The 22,654-nt window shown below is 34.6% G+C and carries 16 protein-coding genes; 9 read left to right on the top strand and 7 right to left on the bottom strand.

Features of this window, described 5'->3' with window-relative positions; translation table 11 throughout:
* The first annotated feature begins 22 nt into the window (after positions 1 to 22).
* Positions 23 to 472 (top strand): lipocalin-like domain-containing protein, encoded by a 450-nt coding sequence (locus tag ES675_RS03655; RefSeq protein WP_066247261.1) that lies wholly within the window; start codon positions 23 to 25, stop codon positions 470 to 472.
* 54 nt (positions 473 to 526) lie between these two features.
* On the opposite strand, the gene ES675_RS03650 is transcribed toward ES675_RS03655, so the two are convergent.
* From ES675_RS03650 to amaB, 3 genes are all read right to left on the bottom strand, one after another.
* The gene (locus ES675_RS03650; RefSeq protein WP_066247259.1) at positions 527 to 1,717 is read right to left on the bottom strand and encodes a DUF1501 domain-containing protein; all 1,191 of its coding nucleotides are present in this window, start codon (positions 1,715 to 1,717) and stop codon (positions 527 to 529) included.
* 11 nt (positions 1,718 to 1,728) lie between these two features.
* Positions 1,729 to 3,102 (bottom strand): DUF1800 domain-containing protein, encoded by a 1,374-nt coding sequence (locus ES675_RS03645; protein WP_066247254.1) that lies wholly within the window; start codon positions 3,100 to 3,102, stop codon positions 1,729 to 1,731.
* Positions 3,103 to 3,384: 282 nt separating this feature from the next.
* The gene (gene amaB, locus ES675_RS03640; protein WP_066247251.1) at positions 3,385 to 4,938 is read right to left on the bottom strand and encodes an L-piperidine-6-carboxylate dehydrogenase; all 1,554 of its coding nucleotides are present in this window, start codon (positions 4,936 to 4,938) and stop codon (positions 3,385 to 3,387) included.
* A gap of 121 nt (positions 4,939 to 5,059) precedes the next feature.
* On the opposite strand from amaB, the gene ES675_RS03635 reads away from it, so the two are divergent.
* The 5 genes from ES675_RS03635 (at position 5,060) to pbpC (ending at position 15,231) form a co-directional block, all read left to right on the top strand.
* Positions 5,060 to 6,169, top strand: a complete 1,110-nt coding sequence (locus ES675_RS03635) for an isoaspartyl peptidase/L-asparaginase family protein (RefSeq protein WP_066247249.1) — start codon at positions 5,060 to 5,062, stop codon at positions 6,167 to 6,169.
* A 95-nt stretch (positions 6,170 to 6,264) separates the two neighbouring features.
* A complete protein-coding gene (locus ES675_RS03630) occupies positions 6,265 to 11,838 on the top strand; it encodes an alpha-2-macroglobulin family protein (RefSeq protein WP_066247244.1) in 5,574 nt (1,857 codons plus the stop codon).
* Complete coding sequence (locus tag ES675_RS03625) at positions 11,838 to 12,560, top strand: YqjF family protein (RefSeq protein WP_066247241.1); 723 nt, start codon at positions 11,838 to 11,840, stop codon at positions 12,558 to 12,560. The genes ES675_RS03630 and ES675_RS03625 overlap by 1 nt, the downstream gene beginning before the upstream one ends.
* Positions 12,557 to 12,871 carry an antibiotic biosynthesis monooxygenase family protein gene (locus ES675_RS03620; protein WP_066247238.1) on the top strand — a complete coding sequence of 105 codons (315 nt, stop codon included), beginning with the start codon at positions 12,557 to 12,559 and terminating at the stop codon, positions 12,869 to 12,871. The genes ES675_RS03625 and ES675_RS03620 overlap by 4 nt, the downstream gene beginning before the upstream one ends.
* 8 nt (positions 12,872 to 12,879) lie before the next feature.
* The gene (gene pbpC, locus ES675_RS03615; protein ID WP_066247233.1) at positions 12,880 to 15,231 is read left to right on the top strand and encodes a penicillin-binding protein 1C; all 2,352 of its coding nucleotides are present in this window, start codon (positions 12,880 to 12,882) and stop codon (positions 15,229 to 15,231) included.
* Here the strand turns inward: pbpC and ES675_RS03610 are convergent.
* The 3 genes from ES675_RS03610 to ES675_RS03600 form a co-directional block, all read right to left on the bottom strand.
* Positions 15,218 to 16,087 (bottom strand): endonuclease/exonuclease/phosphatase family protein, encoded by an 870-nt coding sequence (locus ES675_RS03610; RefSeq protein ID WP_066247230.1) that lies wholly within the window; start codon positions 16,085 to 16,087, stop codon positions 15,218 to 15,220. The genes pbpC and ES675_RS03610 overlap by 14 nt on opposite strands.
* Positions 16,088 to 16,157: 70 nt before the next feature.
* Positions 16,158 to 16,631, bottom strand: coding sequence for a CYTH domain-containing protein (locus ES675_RS03605; protein ID WP_066247227.1), 474 nt, complete (start codon positions 16,629 to 16,631; stop codon positions 16,158 to 16,160).
* A gap of 31 nt (positions 16,632 to 16,662) precedes the next feature.
* Entirely contained in the window at positions 16,663 to 17,322 is a 660-nt protein-coding gene (locus tag ES675_RS03600; RefSeq protein ID WP_066247225.1) for an NAD(P)H-binding protein, read from the bottom strand.
* Positions 17,323 to 17,363: 41 nt separating this feature from the next.
* On the opposite strand from ES675_RS03600, the gene dinB reads away from it, so the two are divergent.
* The gene (dinB, locus tag ES675_RS03595) at positions 17,364 to 18,467 is read left to right on the top strand and encodes a DNA polymerase IV (RefSeq protein ID WP_066247222.1); all 1,104 of its coding nucleotides are present in this window, start codon (positions 17,364 to 17,366) and stop codon (positions 18,465 to 18,467) included.
* 105 nt (positions 18,468 to 18,572) lie between these two features.
* Positions 18,573 to 19,130, top strand: coding sequence for a DUF2971 domain-containing protein (locus tag ES675_RS03590; protein WP_066247219.1), 558 nt, complete (start codon positions 18,573 to 18,575; stop codon positions 19,128 to 19,130).
* Positions 19,131 to 19,440: 310 nt separating this feature from the next.
* Here ES675_RS03590 and ES675_RS03585 read toward each other — a convergent pair whose 3' ends face one another.
* Positions 19,441 to 20,916 (bottom strand): helix-turn-helix domain-containing protein, encoded by a 1,476-nt coding sequence (locus tag ES675_RS03585; protein ID WP_066247216.1) that lies wholly within the window; start codon positions 20,914 to 20,916, stop codon positions 19,441 to 19,443.
* Positions 20,917 to 21,041: 125 nt separating this feature from the next.
* Between ES675_RS03585 and aceB the strand changes: the two genes are divergently transcribed.
* Complete coding sequence (gene aceB / locus ES675_RS03580) at positions 21,042 to 22,640, top strand: malate synthase A (RefSeq protein WP_066247213.1); 1,599 nt, start codon at positions 21,042 to 21,044, stop codon at positions 22,638 to 22,640.
* Positions 22,641 to 22,654: the final 14 nt, after the last annotated feature.

Here is a 22,654-nt window from a genome sequence, read left to right as displayed (position 1 = left end):
GTGTTCAACTAATAAATAAATTATGAAACATTTAAAAATTATAATTTTAACTATCAGTTTTTTAACTGTATTCAACTGCAGTAAAGATGATGACAATGATGCTGTAGCCATTCCACCAGAACTTACAATTCATGAAAAAATATCACACAGATGGAATATAGTAACAGTAGAGGATCCTGAAACAGGTGTGCAAATTCCACTTACTACATGCATCAAAAGAACCTACTATCAATTTTCTTTAAATGGCGAAGCTCAAGTTGAATTTTTCAATGAAGGTGATGATGACAATTGTATTTCAGATGGTGTACTTAATGGCACTTATGAACTTCTTCAAGTTGATGGCAAAAATGGTGTTAAAATTATCACTGATTCTGGTACTGAAACTTCTACCATTATATCTTTAACTTCAACAGAGCTCATCCTAGAACAAATTGGATTTGGTATAAGACATTTAATCTTTACACGATCATAAGCGTTAATTTAGTAAAGCAAAAAAGGCCTAAAATTTAATTATTATTAGGCCTTTTTATATAAAATCTAATTGATTGAACTGTTGATTTAAAATAGGAACAGCATCAACATCCAGCCATTTATTTAAAATTGTTGCGTAAATAGCTCTGAAGTCGATTTCAAATTTCACATCACCTTGATCATCTAAATCCGACAAACTAGCCAACGGATTATAAACGCCAGGTTTTTTCAATTTATTCCCTATAATAAACACATTATTCGCAGTACCATGATCAGTTCCATTACCAGCATTTTGCTTAACACGTCTTCCAAACTCCGAAAAAGTTAAAATTAAGGTATCATTAAAGGTGTCGTGTTTTTTCAAATCTTTGACAAAAGCTTCCACACTTTCGGCATACGTTTCCAATAATTTACTATGCGTATTTGCTTGGTTTACATGTGTATCAAATCCATCTAGCGACGCATAAAAAACTTTTGTTTTTAATCGTGAATTAATAAAGGATGCCGTCGTTTTCAATTGGTGAGCAAAACCGTTTTTCGGATAATCTATAGTACTATTTTTAATGGTATTTTTCTCATGGATATATTTAGCCGATGACTCTGCTGCTATCATGGTTTTATACAAATACCCCAAATTATGCTCGCTTAAATGCGTATCTTCATTTTGTTTCGTGACTTGTTTAATAAATGGATCTTGAGATAGTTGATAAAATGTATGCGGATTTCTAAAAGCCATTCCACTTAATTTTTTTCCTTGTAAGGCCAGGGACAAACTTTCATTTAATTCAATAGCATTATAAGGCTCATTTCCATGCTGATCTAAAAACCGACCTATCCAACCATTTTTATAATACTTATTGGATGGACTAGCGGTTTGCCAAATATCTGTAGCTCTAAAATGGGATCTGTTTGGGTTTGGGTAACCAACATTATTAATTATGGATAAATGACCTTGATCATACAAACGCTTTAAAGGTTTTAAAGCACCATGAAACCCTAAATCATCCGTTATAGAAATCAAATCGGGACGTTTTAATGCCAATTTTGGACGAGACCTATAATACACATCATTATTAAAAGGCACCACTGTATTTAGACCATCGTTGCCACCAGAAAGTTGAATAATTACCAAACGTTTATACCCTAAATTACTAGACAGCGTATCCTCAAAAGCCCTAATAAAACTGGGCACAAAGAATAAGCTACTCGCTAATGTTGTATTTTTTAAAAAATGACGTCTGTCCATATTGGCATATTTTAGCACATTTGATATTCAGGTAAAGACATTAATTGAATGCATTGATCTTTAGTTGATGTTTTTTGTAATTTTTTGAAATAAGCAAGGGTTCCCTTCCCTAAAAAAGGCACTAGTATTATGGACTTCATTTCTTCAAATGCAACGTTGTTAAAGCTGTTATTAAAAACCTTCCAATCAACTTTTGTATTTGTTATCTTATTTTTCGATAACCGACGATAATAACCTTCAAAAGCATCTGAAAAACCACCTTGTTCCTGAACGGAAATAACACCATTATTCAATAATAAAGATGCCAATTTTAAGCGCATTAAAATAGTGTTACTATTAATCCAAGCTTGTCCGCCTTCCCAACCAGCAACATTAGGCGGATACAATAAAACCTGTCCTAACATGCGTTGAATTGTTATGGCGTGTTGTGGATTTTCAAACGTAAATGGTATTGTTTTTTTTATACCAATTATTAATTGAGTTGGTGATTTTATTTTTGTCCCAATATGAATATCATCATAAAACCAATCTGATATAAACATAAAATGAACAACCGTTTCTATATCATAGCTTGGATAAAAAACAGCTATCATTTCTTCTATATGATTTGTATTAAGTGTGTCACTTATAAAATAACGATATAGTTTTTCACATATAAACTGCGCACATTGCTTTTTTTCTAAAATCATATCGATAACCACATCGCCATCATAACGACCAGATTTATCAAAAATGAATTTGAAATCCTCATTATGATGTTTGTCATTAAATTGGAAATCACCCTGAAATTTATGGTTGTAACCGGTAAATGCTTTAGCTGCTTCCTGAACATCCTGTTCCGTATAATTTCCAACACCTAATGTAAATAACTCCATGAGTTCTCTAGAAAAATTCTCATTTGGTTTTTCTTTTCTGTTTTGATTTAAATCCAAATACTTAATCATGGAAGCTTCTCGGGAAATGGCTTTTACAAAATCTGTAAAATTCCCTAATGCATGTTCACGTATCGTATTATGATACTTTTGAACATGCAATATATTCGTATCTTGACATACAAAATGATTAACCCAAAAAAGTGTCATTTTCTCATGAAGCACATTAGAATCAGACGTCATTCTATCAATCCAAGCGATATTGAATTCTTTAGTTTTTAAACGTGATTGCTTTCCATAATAGCGTTTCGTTTTTTCATCCTTATTGTATTTTTCTCTCGTTAAATTATCAAATTGAGTTGTTTCTATGGTTAAAGGTGACGTGTTTTTAACATCATAAAATAAGCCATCAACTATTTCCTGGCGATTTTTACTAGAAAGACGCTTTAATTGCTTTGGACCAATTCCAAAACCTGCACGCCAATATAAATGTTGAATATGTTTATCTGTCATCATTACCCATTAGGAATCATTTCTATTTAAAATATACGACTTCAAACACAAAAAAGACGCCAAAATTTTCAAAATCACGTTACTTTATCAAACTATTAACAAACCCGTTATTTTCTGAAAACGAAAAATCCGTTGTGTAATAACAACGGATTTAATCATGTGCTAGGTATAATTACAATTTATTTAATTACTGATAATCCAATATGTATGCACTAAAAAAAGTCGCTTAAATTCCAAGACAGGAATAAAAACGACTTTTTAAGTTACTATATTTTGAGTCGATTATAAATCGAACTTAATTCCTTGAGCTAATGGTAACTCATCAGAATAGTTTACGGTATTTGTTTGACGACGCATATATACTTTCCAAGCATCAGACCCAGATTCACGTCCACCACCTGTTTCTTTTTCACCACCAAAAGCACCACCAATTTCAGCACCTGAAGTTCCAATATTTACATTGGCAATACCACAATCTGAACCTGCGAATGATAAGAATTTTTCGGCTTCTTTCAATTCATTGGTCATAATAGCTGAAGATAATCCTTGTGCAACACCATTTTGTTTGTCAATTGCATTTTCAACCTCACCTGAATATTTCATTATATATAAAACTGGTGCAAATGTTTCGTGCTGTACAATTTCATAATGATTTTCGGCTTCAATAATAGCTGGTTTTACGTAACAGCCACTTTCGTAACCTTCACCTTCTACGACACCACCTTCAACTAAAACGGTTCCGCCTTCTGCTTTGGCTCTTTCAATAGCAGACAAGTATGCGTTTACAGCATCTTCATCAATTAATGGTCCAATATGATTTTTTTCATCCAATGGATTTCCAATAGTTAATTGTCCGTAAGCGCCAACAATTGCGTCTCTTACTTTATCATAAACCGATTCATGAATAATTAAACGACGCGTAGATGTACAACGCTGTCCAGCTGTTCCTACTGCACCAAATACAGCACCTGGAACGACTACTTTTAAATCAGCTGTTGGTGTAATAATAATCGCGTTATTTCCACCTAATTCTAATAAAGATTTTCCAAAACGTTCTGCAACGGTTACACCAACAATTCTACCCATTCGTGTAGAACCTGTAGCAGAAATTAAAGGAATACGCGTATCAGTTGTCATCATTTCACCAACCTTATAATCACCATTTATAATACTTGAAATACCTTCTGGTAAATTATTATCTTTTAAAATTTCAGTAATAATATTCTGACAAGCTATAGAACATAATGGTGTTTTTTCTGAAGCTTTCCATATACAAACATCACCACAAACCCAAGCTAAAGCTGTGTTCCAAGCCCAAACTGCCACTGGAAAGTTAAATGCTGAAATAATACCAACAACACCTAAAGAGTGCCATTGCTCACGCATAACATGACCTGGACGTTCCGATGGAATTGTTTGTCCGTTTAATTGTCTAGATAATCCAACTGCAAAATCGCAGATATCAATCATTTCTTGAACTTCTCCGTAACCTTCTTGAAGGGATTTACCCATTTCAAAAGATACTAATCGTCCTAGAGGTTCTTTTAACTCACGTAATTTATTTCCAAATTGACGCACTATTTCACCACGTTGAGGTGCTGGCATAGCTCTCCAAACTGGAAAAGCAGCTGTTGCAGCATCCATCACTTTTTCATAATCTGCTTTAGTAGTTGTCTTAACTTTGGCAATTAATTTTCCATTTACTGGCGAAATACTCTCAATAACATCACCACTTGAAAAATTATTGGAACCTGTTGATGTTCCTTCGTTTATATCTTTAACACCTAATGCTTTTAGGGCTTTTTCAATTCCGAAATCTGTTGCAACTTCTTGCATAAATCTATTTTTTTTAATTATTATTCTTACTATTCGCAAATATACTAATAAATGTCGCCTTACTAAAGTGAAACGTTTTAAAAATTGTTAACTTTCAGTTCTCATTTAAAAGTCATTACCTATGAAAAACCCCTTATATGTTTTAATCCTTTTAATTTTATTTTTCAACTGCAAAAGTAAGGAGGAGCTTGAAGCCATCTCCAATCTGAATAATCCAGAAGTTATAGATAGCACCAAACTACAGGTAAACGAATTTGCCATTGTTATTCATGGAGGTGCTGGAACAATTTTGAAAAAAAACATGACTGCCGAAGATGAAGCTGCTTACGAAGCTAAGCTAGAAGAAGCCATTCGCGTAGGACATAAAATATTAAGTGACGGTGGAAGCAGTTTGGATGCTGTTGAAAAAACGATTAATATTTTAGAAGATTCGCCGTTATTCAACGCAGGAAAAGGAGCTGTTTTCACCAATGCTGAAACCAATGAATTGGATGCGTCCATTATGGATGGGAAAACCTTAAATGCTGGTGCGTCAGCTGGAACAAAAACAGTTAAAAACCCGATAAATTTAGCACGAGCTATTATGGAAAACTCACCACACGTAATGCTATCTGGTTTAGGTGCCGAGAAATTTGCCCAAGAACAAGGTATAACTATTGTGGACTCTAGTTACTTTTTTACGGAGAATAGATTTAATGGTTTAAAACGGGTGAAGGAACGCGAAGAGAAAGCACCTTCGGACAGAGCTAGTAAAGAAGAAACAGATAATAAATCCGCTTTTTATGATACAGCCATTAAAGATTCTAAATTTGGAACCGTGGGCTGTGTGGCTTTAGATAAAAATGGCAATTTAGCAGCGGGAACCTCAACAGGTGGTATGACCAACAAACGTTGGGGACGTATTGGCGATGCACCAATTATTGGAGCAGGAACCTATGCCAATAATAATACCTGTGCAGTTTCCAGCACTGGTTGGGGCGAATTTTTTATTCGTGCTATGGTAGCACATGATATTTCAGCTTTAATGGACTACAAAGGCCTCACGCTTCAAGAGGCTGCGCGCGAGGTTATCCAGAAAAAAGTTCCAGAACTTGGTGGAGATGGCGGGATTATTGCTGTGGACAAATTTGGAAATTTGGTTATGGAATTTAATACTGCTGGCATGTACCGTGCTTCCATGAATGACAAAGGTGAATTAACCATCGGTATTTATAAAGACAATGAAAATTAATCGTTTTCCTAACTTACCATAACACTCAAAATTTCCTAGCCTAAAAACGTTAGGAAGAACATCAGTTATATTTATTCAATAAAAATTAATCGTATATGTTATTTAAAAAAATCTTAACCGTCGTTGTCATCTTTTCAGTTTTGGCGTCTTGTAAAAAGGAAGATACCGAAACCGACAATCTTTTTAAATTTCGCGAATACATAAGTTATACCACATCGGGTTTAAACTCTATTGCAGATCCTATTCAAATTAATCTAACTAAACCTTTTGAAAGATGGGAAATGGGACAGGAAATAATTGATGATATTGTAAGTATTTCACCACATGTTTCTGGTAAATTGGTTGTTGTTAATCAGCAATCTCTTTTATTTACGCCAGATGAACCGCTAGAACCTTCTACCGAATATACCGTTACTGTAAAACTGAAGAAAATTTACAATGACATGCCAAATGATTTTGGCAATTACACCTTTCAGTTTAAAACCATCACGCCAAATTTCACGATTAATACCACTAATTTACAATCTTACAGTAAGGAATGGCAGTATGTTGAAGCGGTTATTCGTGCTTCAGATGTAATCTCATTAAAGCAAGCCAAACAATTAGTGGAAGCCTCACAAAATGGCAAAAAATTACAGATAGTTTTTAATGAATATAACGAAAAATCACGCGTTTTTGAATTCAAAATTGACAGTATTCATAGAAAAATAGAGGATTCTGAAATTTTAGTCAAATGGCAAGGCAAAGCCATTAATGCAGACAATACAGGTGAAAATACCTTGAAAATTCCAGGCATCAATAATTTTACCATTGTGGATGTGGAAGTGATTCAGTTACCCGAACAATACGTATCCATTAACTTCTCGGATCCACTTAAAAAACAGCAAAACTTTGATGGTTTAGTGACGATTGAGAAAAGCAAAAACCCCAAATTTATAGTTGAAGGAAATATTTTAAAAGTCTATCCAGAAAGCAAATTAGTTGGCGATATTCAAGTGGATATTTTTCAAGGTATAGCCAATTCAGATGGCTTTAAATTGAAGAACCCCTTTTCAGAAAAAATTACCTTTGAAAACTTAAAACCACAAGTCCGCTTAATTAGCAACGGAAGTATTCTGCCAAACTCAAAGCAACTTAAATTTAATTTTGAAGCGGTAAACCTAAAAGCGGTCGAAGTCCGGATTATTAAAATATATCAAGATAATATATTACAGTTTTTGCAGGAAAATAATTTAGACGGCAATAACCAAAATAGCATCCGACAAGTAGGCCGCAGGATTGCGAAACAAACTATTGAACTCCAATCGGCAGCTGAAAACACGGGAAAATGGCGCGCTTATAGTATTGATTTATCCAAATTCTTTAATGCTGATCCTGGAGCCATTTACCGGGTAGAATTGAGCTTCAATAAAGATTATTCGTTATACGATTGTAGTGCTAACGAAACAGCCGAAGTAAGCCATGATGATTATGACGATTACTACTATGAGGATGATTATTATGGTACTGATTATAACGAAGAATCGTACACCGAAGATGACGATCTACGTGAAGAAGCCTATTGGGATAATTTAATTTACAACTACAAAAACTATTCATACAATTGGCGCGAACGTGAAAATCCATGTCATGAAGCCTATTTTAATCAAGATCGGGTTGTTTCGCAAAATATAGTCGCCTCCAATTTGGGCGTGATTGCCAAACGTGGCGAGAACAATTCCTATTATTTTGCTGTAACCAATATTTTAACAACCAATCCTGAAGCCAATGCATCCGTAACGCTTTACAATTTTCAGCAACAGGAAATGGTAACGCTTTTTACAGATTCGGAAGGCTTATTAACCATTGATTCGGACAAGCATGCAGCTTTTGCCATTGTAAAAAAAGGCGATAATACTGCGTATTTAAAACTAGCGGATGGTAACTCACTTTCCTTAAGTAAATTTGATGTTTCTGGTAATAAAATGCAACGCGGACTTAAAGGCTATTTGTATGGCGAGCGTGGTGTTTGGCGTCCTGGAGACACGCTTCATTTAACCTTTATGTTGAATGATAAAGCGAATAAATTACCGAAAGAACATCCTGTGAAACTAGAAATCACAGATCCTAATGGAAAACTGACATTCAAAAATATCACAACCGAAAACCTTAATAATTTTTACAAATTCACAGTGGCAACTAATACGGAAGATAAAACCGGAAATTATAGTGCTAAAGTTTCCGTTGGTGGTGCTACATTTTATAAAACATTAAAGATTGAAACCGTTAAACCAAATCGTCTTAAAATTAAAGTCGATTTTGAAAACGAGATCTTAACCAACAACAAACCACTAGCAGGAACTCTAGATGTAAAATGGCTTCATGGCGCAGTTGGAAAAAATTTAAAAGCTGAAATTAAAGCGAAAATTAGCAGTTCCAACTCCGGATTCAAAAATTACAAAAACTACATATTTTCTGATCCAACACGCGAATTTGAAACCGAAGAATTAACCGTTTTTGAAGGGAATGTGAATGCCGAAGGAATCGCAAAAATAAATAATCAATTAGAAGTTGGCAAAAATGCGCCTGGCATGTTAAACGTCCAGTTTTTAGTGCGTGCTTTTGAAAATGGCGGCGATTTTTCCATGGATGCATTCACCATGCCGTTTGCACCTTATGAATCCTTTGTCGGTTTACAATCGCCAGAGCCAAAAGCTTATGGTTCCTTTTTTACAGATGAAAATCAAACCTTTGATGTGGTGGTTGTAGATAAAGATGGAAAGCCCATGCAACGCAATAATCTAGAAGTAAAAATATATAAAATTGAATGGCGTTGGTGGTGGAATTCTTCTGATGATAATCTGTCCAGTTACGTATCCAGTAATTATCACAGACCGTATTTAGATAGTAAAGTAAACACCAATGCACAAGGTAAAGGGAGTTTCAATATAAAAATTCCAGACGAAGAAGGTGGTCGTTATCTTATTCGTGTCATTGATCCCGTAAGTGGTCATGCTACAGGACGTACAGCTTACTTTTACAAAAACTGGTGGCAAAAAGCACCGACTAGCGATAAAGAAGCCGCAAAAATGTTAGTATTTTCCGCAGATAAAGAAACCTATAATGTTGGCGAAACGGCTACCATTACATTTAATTCTGGCAGTGAAGGTCGCGCGTTAGTAAGCGTAGAAAATGGTACGGAAGTGTTAGAAACCAAATGGGCAAAAACGCTTCCAGGCGAAACCAAAGTAACCATTCCAATCACGCCCGAAATGGCACCAAACGTGTTTATTAATATTTCACTTTTACAGCCGCATGCCATGACAGCAAACGATTTGCCAATTCGTTTATTTGGTGTTATTCCGCTAATGGTTGAAGATCCAAACACCAAATTGGAGCCACAACTTAAAATGCCTGACGTGTTACAACCAGAGCAGGAATTTAAGGTAACGGTTTCCGAAAAAAACAACAAAGCCATGACCTACACCATTGCAATGGTAGAGGAAGGTTTGCTAGATTTAACGCGTTTTAAAACACCAAATGCTTGGGATGATTTTTATGCGCGAGAAGCGCTAGGAGTCAAAACTTGGGATCTTTTTGATGCTGTAATTGGTGCTTATTCTGGCAGTATAGATCAAGTTTTCGCAATTGGTGGTGACGGAAATGCTGCTGCAGGAAAAAATAAAAAAGCCAACCGTTTTAAACCAGTTGTTACCTATTTAGGACCTTTTAGTTTGAAGGAAGGCGAAAACAAATCGCATAGCTTAAAATTACCAAATTATATTGGAGCTGTTCGGACTATGGTTGTCGCTGGAAATGCTAACAACGAAGCCTATGGTAGTGTAGATAAATCGGTTCAGGTTAAAAAACCGCTTATGGTTTTAGCTTCTTTACCAAGAAAATTAAGTCCAGGTGAAAAAGTAACGCTTCCTGTGACCGTTTTTGCTATGGAAAACAAAGTGAAAAATGTAGAAATTAGCTTGAAATTAAGCAATGGGATTTCTGTAGTTGGTGAAAAAACGCAAAATATCACCTTCGATAAGCCAGACGAAAAAATGCGCTATTTTGAATTGGATGTTAGTCAAGCAAAAGGCTTTAATACTATTGAAGTTATTGCAAAAGGTAACGGTGAAAAATCGACCTATAAAGTAGAGATAGATGTGATGAATCCAAATCCTATGTCATCAAAATCTATTGATAAATCGGTTGCTGCAAATGCCGAAGAAACGCTCAACTTTACAACCTTTGGTGAAATGGGAACCAATTCGGCTACGGTAGAATTTTCAACCTTACCGCCTATGGATTTCACAAGACGTTTACAATTCTTAATAAGATATCCACATGGCTGTTTAGAACAAACCACATCAGGTGTTTTTCCTCAATTATATTTAAACGATATTTTCGATTTAACACTAGATAAAAAACAAGACATTCAGAAAAACATTGAAAGTGGAATCAAACGTTTGGCGCAATTTCAAATGCCTAATGGCGGTATGAGTTATTGGATGGGCGAAAACACAGCTAACGATTGGTCTACCAGTTATGCTGGTCACTTTATGCTAGAAGCAGAAAAGAAAGGGTATGTGTTACCATTAACATTTAAAAATAATTGGATATCCTATCAAAAACAAGCTGCTCGTGATTGGCGACCAAGTTACAGAACCTATAATTCAGATTTAGCACAAGCCTACAGACTTTACACATTGGCTTTAGCTGGAAAAGCAGATTTAGCGGCTATGAACCGTTTACGTGAGTTTTCTGAAATATCCAACGAAGCTAAATGGCGTTTGGCAGCAGCTTATGCTTTAGCAGGACAAAATGAGGCGAGTCTAGCTATTTCAAAAACAGCTAATATTAATTTCCAACCACCAAAATATAATTACTACACCTACGGATCGGTGGATAGAAATCGTGCCATGGCTTTGGAAACTATGGTGCTGACTAAAAACCCACAGCAACGTGAGTTAGCAGAATATCTAGCGAATGATTTATCGAGCAACCGTTGGATGAGTACCCAAACAACAGCTTATAGCTTATTGGCTATGGCAAAAATGGTGGAAGCCAATGGTGGCAAAGATTTAGATCTTGCTTACACCATCAACGGAAAATCTGAAACCATCAAATCGAAATCGGCAATTGCGCAACGTGATTTACCGATAAATGATGGCGCAAATCAACTAACATTCACAAATAAAAAAGCCAATTTGGTGTATGTACGTGTGCTTAATTCTGGAAAACTTCCACTTGGTCAAGAGCTCACGGAACAACGTGGCTTGAGTGTTTCCGTCGTCTATAAAGATTTGACTGGCACTAAAATTACTATTTCTAATTTAAAACAAGGTCAGGATTTTGTGGCAACCATTACGGTTAGCAATCTTAAAAATGAAAATATAAACGATGTGGCACTCACCCAATTATTTCCATCTGGTTGGGAGATCATTAATACACGATTTACCGATTTTGGTCCGGCAACAACTAGTCAAGCACGTTATACCGATATTCGAGATAATGAAGTGAATTACTACTTCGATTTGCCACAAAAAGGAAAGCAAGGCAGTAAAACTTTTCATATTATGCTGAATGCTTCCTTTTTAGGAACCTATTATTTACCTGGCATTCAAGCTGAAGCCATGTATGACAATGATTATTTAGTGCGAAATAAAGGACAATGGATTACTGTTGAAAAATAATGAAAGCTAAAAGCATATTAAAACATACTAGACATCGAACTTTTGAAGTTCCTTCACGTTCTTGGAAATTTTATCAAGAATGGAACGATGCTATTTTTTTACATTGGAAAGTGTCTTCGAAATCCATAAAACCCTTTCTTCCCAAAGGCATTCAATTAGACACTATAAATGGAGAAACATGGATTAGTTTAGTCGCTTTCAACATGAATCATATTGGCATTAGAAGTTTGCCAAAACTACCTCACATTTCCGATTTTCACGAGATAAATATTAGGGTTTATACCATTTGTAACGAAAAACCAAGTGTTTATTTTTTAAATATGGAAGGGAGCAAACGGTCATCGTGCAAACTTTTAAAAACCATATCCAAATTCCCTTATCAGTATTCTAAAATGAAACGAACAGCCTATAGCTATGAATCCAACAACAAAAAAAATAGCGATTCATTTTATATGGAATACAGAATAGGCAGTGATCCTATTATTAAAGATGAAACTGATATCTGGTTAACTGAACGTTATGCTGTTCATCAAGAACATAAAAATAAAATAATTGAATACGATGTACATCATCAAGAATGGCCAATGCAAGCTATTACTATCAAAAAATTAGAAATAGAGTATCCTAAATTCAATCAATTAATAAATAATAAGCCTGATAAAATTCACTATTCTAAAGGTGTTCAAGTGTTAACTTGGGATAAAAAGAAACTACAATTATGAGTAAAGATTTTAAACCCTATTACGCTGTTATTTTCACCTCAACACAAACAGACCGTATTGAAGGTTATTCTGAAATGGCAGAAAAAATGGAGACACTTGCCAAACAACAACCAGGATTTATTGGCATAGAATCCGCCAGAGATGGTTTGGGAATAACCGTTAGCTATTGGGAAAGTTTAGATGCCATTAAAAATTGGAAACAGGAAAGTGAACATATAATTGCGCAACAGAAAGGTCGTGAACACTGGTACAATTGGTATCATGTTCGGATTTGTAAAGTGGAGCGGGAATACGAATTCCTACGAAAGTAGGAGTCTAAATGAAGAAGGTTATATCTTACATAAAAGCAAATAGAATAAAATCGGCAATAGTATTCCTATTACTCATTGCCTATTATTTCTGTTTACCCAATCAATTATTTACAGATCCAACAGCGACTGTCATTACCAGCCAAAACAATCGTCTTTTAGGCGCACAAATTGCACGTGATGGTCAATGGCGATTTCCACAAAACGATTCTATTCCAGAAAAATTTAAAACCTGTATTATTGCTTTTGAAGATGCCTATTTCTACAAACATCCTGGTTTTAATCCTATTTCTATTTTTAAAGCCTTTAGAGATAATTTAAAATCTGATGGTATCAAACGTGGTGGGAGCACGCTCACACAACAAGTCATTCGTTTATCCCGAAAAGGACAAAATAGAACCTACTTTGAAAAAGTTATTGAAATTATTTTAGCAACCCGTTTAGAACTTCGCGAAAGCAAAGATCAAATTTTAGCCTATTATGCCAGCAATGCACCATTTGGTGGAAACGTGGTTGGACTGGATGCCGCATCTTGGCGGTATTTTAATCGCGATGCCAATCAATTATCGTGGGCAGAACATGCAACCTTGGCTGTTTTACCCAATGCACCAAGTTTAATTTATCCTGGGAAAAATCAAGAACAATTACGTAATAAACGCAATCGTTTACTCAAAAAATTACGAGACAACGCTGTTATTGATTCTTTAACCTATCAACTATCTATTGCCGAAGGTTTACCGCAAAAACCGTATGCATTGCCACAAACGGCTCCACATTTATTACAAAAAGTAGCGACAACACATTCGGGAAAACGCGTTCAAACAACGGTTGATAATCATTTACAAGAGCGCGTGAATCAACTTGTAAAAACACATTATAATCAACTAAAGCAAAACGGGATTCACAATGCGGCTGTTTTAGTTTTAGATGTTAAAACCAGAAAGGTTTTGGCTTATGTTGGAAATACACCAGCAGACAAATTACACCAAAAAGATGTGGATATCATTGATAAACCACGAAGTACGGGTAGTATTTTAAAACCTTTTTTATATGCAGCCATGTTGGATGCTGGCGATTTATTACCCAACACATTAGTAGCTGATATTCCCACGCAGTATGGTAGTTATAATCCCGAAAATTATAACAAAACATACGATGGTGCTGTTCCAGCTAGTCGTGCCTTATCACGTTCCTTAAATGTGCCTTCTGTTAGAATGTTGCAGGAATTTGGATTAGACAGATTCTATCAATATTTAAAAAAACTAGAACTTAAAGACCTTTCAGAATCTGCCAATTATTATGGATTATCGCTTATTCTTGGAGGTGCTGAAAGTAATTTATGGGATTTATGTAAAAGTTATGCTGCGCTGTCTTCAACACTAAATCATTTTTCGGAAACATCTAGCGAGTATTTTAGTAACGAATTTTCTGAACCCATTTTCATCAACTCCGAAACAGTTGATTTCGGAAAAAAAACAGCTGAAAAAACGCTTTTTGATGCCGCTTCCATCTATTTAACCTACGAAAGTTTAAAAACCGTAAACAGACCAGAAGGCGATGATAATTGGGAGTTTTATGATGGCTCTAAACAAATAGCCTGGAAAACAGGTACTAGTTTTGGTTTCCGTGATGCTTGGGCTATTGGAACAACTAAAGATTATGTGGTTGGTATTTGGGTTGGTAATGCAGATGGTGAAGGCAGACCTGGTTTGGTAGGTGTCCAAACAGCTGCACCCATTTTATTTGATGTGTTTAACCTATTACCGAATAGCGATTGGTTTTCAAAACCCTTTGATGAAATGCAGGAAGTAAGTATTTGCAAACAAAGTGGTCATCGTGCATCACCAAATTGTGATGAGGTAGAACAAAAATTTATTCAAGTTTCGGGATTAAAAACCAAGCCTTGTCCGTATCATGTATTGGTTCATTTAGATACATTAGAACAGTTTCAAGTGAATTCGTCTTGTGAAGCGATTGCAGATATTTCGCATAAATCATGGTTTGTATTACCACCATTAATGGCTTATTATTATAAAACCAAAAATCCCTTTTACAAACCCTTACCACCTTTTAGAGTGGATTGTTTGGGAGAAAATGCCATTTCTATGCAATTCATTTATCCGAATGATAACAACACCATTTTTCTTCCGAAGGATTTTGGTGGAAAAACCAATGAACTCATTTTAAAAATAGCACATTCCAAACCTGAAACAACCGTATTTTGGTATCTAAATGAGCAGTTTTTAGGAAGCACGCAAAATATTCATGAATTTGGAATCCTTCCTAAAAAAGGAAAACATTTGCTAACGGTTGTAGATACCTTTGGTAATGAAGCCAAACGATGGATGACTATTTCGGAATAGTTGGTCGACTGATATACGTTCGTATCAAACTATGATCTGATTTCCATGTATGTATTTTATCCGTTTTATTTATTCTCAAATTATGAGACACCCAAATATGATCCAGTGACAAAAGTGGTAAATTCCAAAACCAAGTTTCTTTAAAGCCTTTTCCTTTAACAGAAAACGCATGATTGTAATTGTTTTTAAAGTCTTCGAAATAAATGGATTCTAGAGGTGTATTAAAATCGCCTAAAACAACCGAATTACTACGATATGCTATGTTGGAATAAACAAATTGCAATTCCTCTTCTCTGGAATTAAATACTTCAGCCGTTAAATCGACCGCATAAAAAATAATGTTATTCGTTGTAAATTTTAAAACGGTAGAATTTGTTTCAGACGTTACTTCACTTATAATTTTTAAAGGGGTTTTGGAGAAAATTCCAATCTCCTCTTCAGATAAATGAAAGTAATAATTTGGATATTTATTTCGGGTTTCTTGAATCGATTTTAAATTGCATTCTATTAAAACCAAGACATCTGGAATCTGTTTGTTTTCAATAAAAGCCTCTTCAAAACTTTGATTGTGTCCAGCATTCCAAACAACGACTTCCAAACCTTCATTAACGGCATTTTCATGATTTGAAGTATAGCTTTTAAAATACCAAATGACACTTAAAACGAGCAGAAATAACATGGAAATTTTGCGCCATTTCTTATTAACTATAATTGAAAAAGAAGATAACAGCATGATAATTGGAAGCGGAAATGCATAGAAGATTATAGCAGACGCATAGAAGTAATCTTTAACCGCAAAATGAATTAGTACAGCAACAATAATTATAACTTGAACACCTATTTTTAATTGTTTCATTAAGGCTGTAGTATTTCAATTTTACCTGCTAATGAAACAGATATATTACCATTGAAACTTACAAAATTCCTCATGAATTCCAATTTTTAAAAGGTTTCTTACTCAATTGCGAATTGTAATATCTAGCCTCACCAGTCACTTCTTTGCCAAGCCAATTGGGTTTTTCAAATGCTTCGGTGGTGCTTGAAAGTTCTACTTCGGCAACAATCAAACCTGTGTTATCTCCAAAAAACTCATCGACTTCAAATACATGTTTACCAACTTCAATATCATAACGTATTTTATCAATAATACCTATTTCACATAATTTTAATAAGGCTTCAGCATCGGTTTTTGAAATCTCTTTTTCCCATTCAAAACGTGATAATCCATCATCGGTAGATGCGCCTTTAACGGTAATAAAACCAATTTCTCCTTTGAGTCGCACACGAACAGTTCGCGCTTTATCCGTGTTTAAAAACCCTTGCTTAATCCGTGTTTTTCGAATAGCTTCTGTTTTAAATTGTTGTGAGGTGACTAAAAACTTGCGTTCTATTTCAATCATATTTATGTGTTCCGTTGAAACGAAAAATGCATTATTGATTTACAATTTGTTTAATATCATCCGACAAAATCCGACTATCTGGATAGTTGTTATTATCTAAAAACACCATGCATTTAGCAATGGTTTCTGGTTGGATAGATTTGTATTTAGCTAGAGAACCCATTAAAAATGGATTGACTATAGTCATGGCAATTTTGGCCAGTTTTTCACCCAAGCGTTTTTCATCACGACTACCACCAATTAAAGATGGTTGGAGTACATAGGTATTTGAGATTTGTTGTGCCATAACGGCTTCTTCCATCCTACCTTTCGTTCGATTGTAAAACACCTTACTGTTTTTATCAGCACCTAATGCGGAAATAACGATGTAGGTTTTAATCCCGTTTTCTTTGGCCATTTCAGCAGCAGAAACAGGAATGCCATAATCAATTTTCAAATAGGTTTCTTGGTCAGGCGTTTTTGCTTTTGTGGTTCCTATACAACAAAATACCACGTTGCCAGTAAAATGTTCTTGATATAATTTTAATTCGAATAAATCCACCAAATGTTCTTCTATTTTGGGATTATCAATACCACAAGCCGATCGTGAAAACAACTTAATTTTATCATATCTGTTATCGTCCAGAAGTTGCTGTAATAGCAAACCGCCAGTTAATCCTGTTGCACCTAAAATGATAGCTGTTTTACCCATAATGACCTGTTTATATGCTAAAGATATTATAAATTTACATCATGCCAGACACATTTCCCATTAGAAAAATTATTCATGTGGATATGGACGCCTTTTATGCGTCTGTTGAGCAAATGGATAATCCTGAATTAAAAGGAAAACCATTGGCTGTTGGTGGTTCTGGTAATCGTGGTGTGGTTAGTGCAGCCAGTTACGAAGCTCGTAAATTTGGTGTTCGCAGTGCTATGAGCGGTGTTCAAGCTAGGCGCCTTTGCCCTGAACTCATTTTTGCTAAAACACGTTTTGATCGGTATCATGAAATTTCTAAACAGGTTCGGAACATATTTTACGATTATACAGATTTGGTGGAACCTTTGTCTTTAGATGAAGCGTATCTGGACGTTACCGAAAATAAAAAAGGGAATCCCAGTGCGAGCTTAATAGCCCAAGAAATCCGAACGCGTATTTTTAATGAAGTCGGATTAACAGCTTCCGCCGGAATTTCCATCAATAAATTTATTGCAAAAATTGCCAGTGATTACAACAAACCAAATGGCCAGAAAACGGTAAATCCTGAAGATGTTTTACCCTTTTTAGAAGCGTTGGATATTCGGAAATTTTATGGCGTTGGGAAAGTAACTGCCGAAAAAATGTATCAGCTTGGTATTTTTACGGGAACCGATTTAAAGTCGAAAACCATAGAGTATTTAGATTCACATTTCGGAAAATCGGGCCGCTTTTATTACCATGTGGTTCGTGGGATTCATACCAGTGAAGTGAAACCAAATCGCATTCGGAAATCCTTGGCTGCTGAACGGACTTTTAATGAAAATTTATCATCCGAAATTTTCATGTTGGAAAAGTTAGAACATATTGCAGACGAAGTATCTCGCCGTTTAATAAAAAGCGATGTGGCTGGAAAAACCATCACTTTAAAAATAAAATATAGCGATTTCACGATGCAAACGCGCAGTAAAACTTTGCCGTATTTTGTAAGTGATGCCTGCGTGATTTTAGAAACAGCTAAAGACTTGTTATATCAGGAAGGCATGCAAAATTCGGTACGGCTTTTAGGGATTTCATTATCCAACCTCAACACTGATAAAAAAACGAAAAAACCAGAAGAAAAAAAGGCGGTTAGTGTGCAATTGAAATTTGCTTTTTAGTTTTTTGGGAGCTTATTTGCTCACATAAAAACCCGAATTTCGTTTATAACTGTTATAAACCATTAAAACGATTTCATATTATAGCGTTGGCAAAAAACATCCAGTATGTACTATAAATTCAGAGATTTAAAAAATTATAAATATATTCTGGACATTTTTTTAAATCAACGTTTATATTCATCAAGTTTTAGAAATTTGAATGACAATTTCGAAGGACAATTCTTTAGTGATAATTTTGAGGAATCAAAAAGAGTCCGTTTAAATCCTAATAAAGAAAAACATTTAAGTGTCTGTTCATTTTCAGAGGATTATAAAAGTCATTTAATGTGGTCACATTATGCAAATGGTCATAGAGGAATAGCCATAGGATTTGAAATAGATAAATCGGAATATATAATTGACAAAGTTGAATATAATGGATTAGCTTCTTTTAAAAATCTTCCTCTAAAAGCTGATGAAATAAAATCAGTATTTTTAAATAAACTTAGTGAATGGAAATACGAAGAAGAGTATCGAATTATTACTGAAAAACAAGATTATATAAGTATTAAAATTAAAAAAGTGATTTTTGGAGCGGAAACTCAAAATTATGATAAAGAGGTTATAAGTAAACTAGTTGAATTAGTCGATAATAGAATAATTATAGAAACTTATAACGATTAATACTATTAGTAAAACCATATACAAATTATTGCTAGTTCTAGATACACTTTATTGTTAGTTCTAGCCTACTTACGTAAATCCTTGCGGATTTTGCTTCGCCAGTTCGCTACGCTCGGGTCTGTTCGGTTTATATTTGGTAAATTAGTTACTTAATCACCCAACCAATCATAAGCAAAATCGTAAGCGAAACAATTAAATATTACAATTCGTAATTTCCGTAAGGCAAAACGTATTGACGTTTTTAATAGTTTCGTCTGTACTAGCAAGCTTATCATAAAAAATCTATGAGTGTACAATTACCATTTGCTTTTTAGGCGAATTTCTCATTTAAATCTTGAACTATATTCTCTATTGTTTTGTTTTTAGCAGCCTTTTCCAAAGCTGAAGCTGGCGCTTTCCGAACGTCACAATTTTGTATGGAACAACGCTCACAGGTTACGCCAACATGTTGATTTTTAATTTTTTTATCGCCTAAAAATTTCAATTTGCGTTCTAATTGTTTATCAATCAATAACCCAATACTAATACTTCTGTATTGATGTTCTCGAAACGGATCTTTTGTAGCAGAAGACAATACTAAATAGGACGTATTATTATGATCATAATTAGAAATCTGCAGATCAAATTCGTGCGTTTTTTCACTTTTACTAATATCTTTTAAAACATTTAAGGACACCCAACGTCTGCAATAATGCTCATTGGCTTCATTAGCACGCGGCGAATGTTGGTGTGATAAATGAAGCTCCTTTTTTAGGTGAAATTTCTCGCTACCCGTCTTATGTGTGAATCTTAAAAAGAATAAATTTTGAATATTAAATTCTTTCGGTAAAATATTGGTTAAACGCTGATAAAAAGATTCGGGTGATGCATTGAATGCTTTTAGTGTTTTAAGAAACAAGGCTTCGTCAAAGGTTTCTTTTTCAAAAACACTCTGTAGTTGTAACGTTAATTCGGCTTTCGGAATAATTAATGCGCCTGCAAAATAGGAGGCGTAAAAATTATGAAGCACTTGGTCAAAAGTTTCAAATTTAATCCATGGAAAAGTATATAACCGATTCGTAATCTCTAAAAAATTATACGCAATTTCTTTCGCATAAATAAAGGTTCGCTGTGCTTCATCAATACCATCAGCTAGCAATAAAGTTTTCGTTTTGGGTACAAAAACCGAGCGTAAGTTTTCTAAAGCTTCATAGTTATTTAATTCACTTTCTTTAATTACATAACCATATTCTTCAACTAGAATATCTTCCAAATCTTGTGATGAAATGGGTTTCGATAAATCGATTTGATAGGCTTTTGAAAATTTTATAACGTTCTTTTCTAAATCATCAAAATAATTATTGTTAGCTTCTTGAAACGACCGTACCGAAGCAAGAAAAAAGCTTTCACGACTAAAATTATAATGCTGTGCAATTTCAATAATGGTACTAATAAAAGCATTCACTTTAGCAGGCGCATTTGCAACAATATCTATTAAGTTACTTTCCTTAATTCCAAACAGATCCAACGGAATTTCTTTTAAAATTTTAGATTGCAAGAGCTCCCCAATAGGTGCTAAATTTTTATCTAGTTTTAAAGAAACCATCTGATCATAAGGCACCTCCAACTTTTCAGAAAGAATAGCGATTTTGTCAGGTTTTGGATATTTTTTGCCTTTTTCAATTTCGTTTAAATAGGATTTTGATAAACCTGAAATTTTTGATAATCCAAATAAAGATAAATTCCTATCCGTACGTATTTGCTTAAGTTTTAAGCCAAATATGAGTTTTATATATTCTTTTTCCATAGTTATAAAACAAATATAACCATTTCTGCGAATTTAATCCAAAAAGCGAAAAATACATTTTTAGCGAACGTTCGCTTGTTTTTTAAAAAACTTTGTTTTAATATTGTCATGAAAATAAAAACATCATGGAACACAATCTCTTAAAACAATCTGAAATTCAATTTGCTAAAACGGTTAAAAACTATTACCCTGAAATTTTAACCGATGCTGCTTTAGAATTTCTAACGGCACTTCACAAAAATTTTAATTCGAAACGTTTAGAGCTACTTGAAAATCGGATCGCACAACAAAAGATTTTTGATAGTGGTCAATTTCCTGTATTTCCACCGGAAACAAAATCTATTCGAGAAGGTAATTGGACCGCAGGAAGCATCCCGAAAGACTTGCAAGATAGACGCGTAGAAATTACGGGACCAGTAGATAGGAAAATGATTATCAACGCACTAAATTCAGGGACTAAAACCTTTATGGCGGATTTAGAAGACAGCAATTCTCCAACCTGGAAAAACGCTATGGAAGGTCAACAGAATTTAATTGATGCTAATAAAAAGACCATTTCACTCTTTAATCCGAAGCGCAATAAGTCATACACATTAAATGAAGAAACAGCCGTTCTTTTAGTAAGACCTCGTGGTTTGCACCTCAACGAAAGACACCTAAAAATTAATGATGAGGAAGTTTCTGGAAGTCTAGTAGATTTTGGATTATACGTTTTTCACAATACGAAAACCATGATGAAATCAGGCACTGCACCGTATTTCTACCTTCCAAAATTAGAACATTATACAGAAGCACGTTGGTGGAATGCCGTTTTTGAATTTGCACAAAACTATTTAGAAGTTCCAAAAGGCACCTTTAAAGCGACTGTTTTAGTAGAAACTATAACCGCTAGTTTTCAGTTGGATGAAATTATTTATGAGTTACAAGATCACATTGTTGGTTTAAATTGTGGCCGATGGGATTACATCTTTTCATACATCAAGAAATTTAGAAACCATCCTAATTTTGTAGTTCCAAATCGCGATCAGGTTACTATGACAACGCCTTTTATGGACGCGTATTCAAAACTAGTCATCCAACGTTGTCATAAACGCGGTATTCTAGCCATTGGCGGAATGGCAGCACAAATTCCCATTAAAAATGATGAAAACGCCAATAAGGCTGCATTAGAAAAAGTACGTCAAGATAAAGAACGTGAGGTAAAAAATGGTCACGATGGCACTTGGGTAGCGCATCCGGCACTTGTGGAAATTGCCATGAATGAGTTTAATAAACATATGCCAACACCCAACCAACTACATGTTACGCGAAACGATATAACCATAACGGAAGCTGATTTAGTTGCGCTTCCAAAAGGAACAGTAACCGAAGCCGGCATTAGAAAAAATATTAATGTTGGCATTCTTTATACGGAAGCTTGGTTACGAGGTCATGGTGCTGTAGCACTTTATAATTTAATGGAAGATGCGGCAACAGCCGAAATTTCAAGAACTCAAGTTTGGCACTGGCTGAAAAATGAGATTGAATTGGAAGATGGCCGGAAGTTTTCAAGAGAACTTTACGATACTATTTTTGAAGATGAAGTTGAAAAATTATTGAAAGAATACGGCGAGGAAACCATTAAAAACACAAAATTTAATTTGGCTATAGAATTGTTTAATAGGTTAGTTACTAATACGGAATTCGAAGAATTTTTAACCTTATCTGCCTATCAATACATTTAAAAAAAATGTCTCGC

Source organism: Algorimicrobium algoritergicola, assembly GCF_008086165.1.
Lineage (GTDB): Bacteria > Bacteroidota > Bacteroidia > Flavobacteriales > Flavobacteriaceae > Algorimicrobium > Algorimicrobium algoritergicola.
The sequence above is the reverse complement of the archived record's forward strand: the minus strand, read 5'-3'. Positions and strand labels throughout refer to the sequence as shown.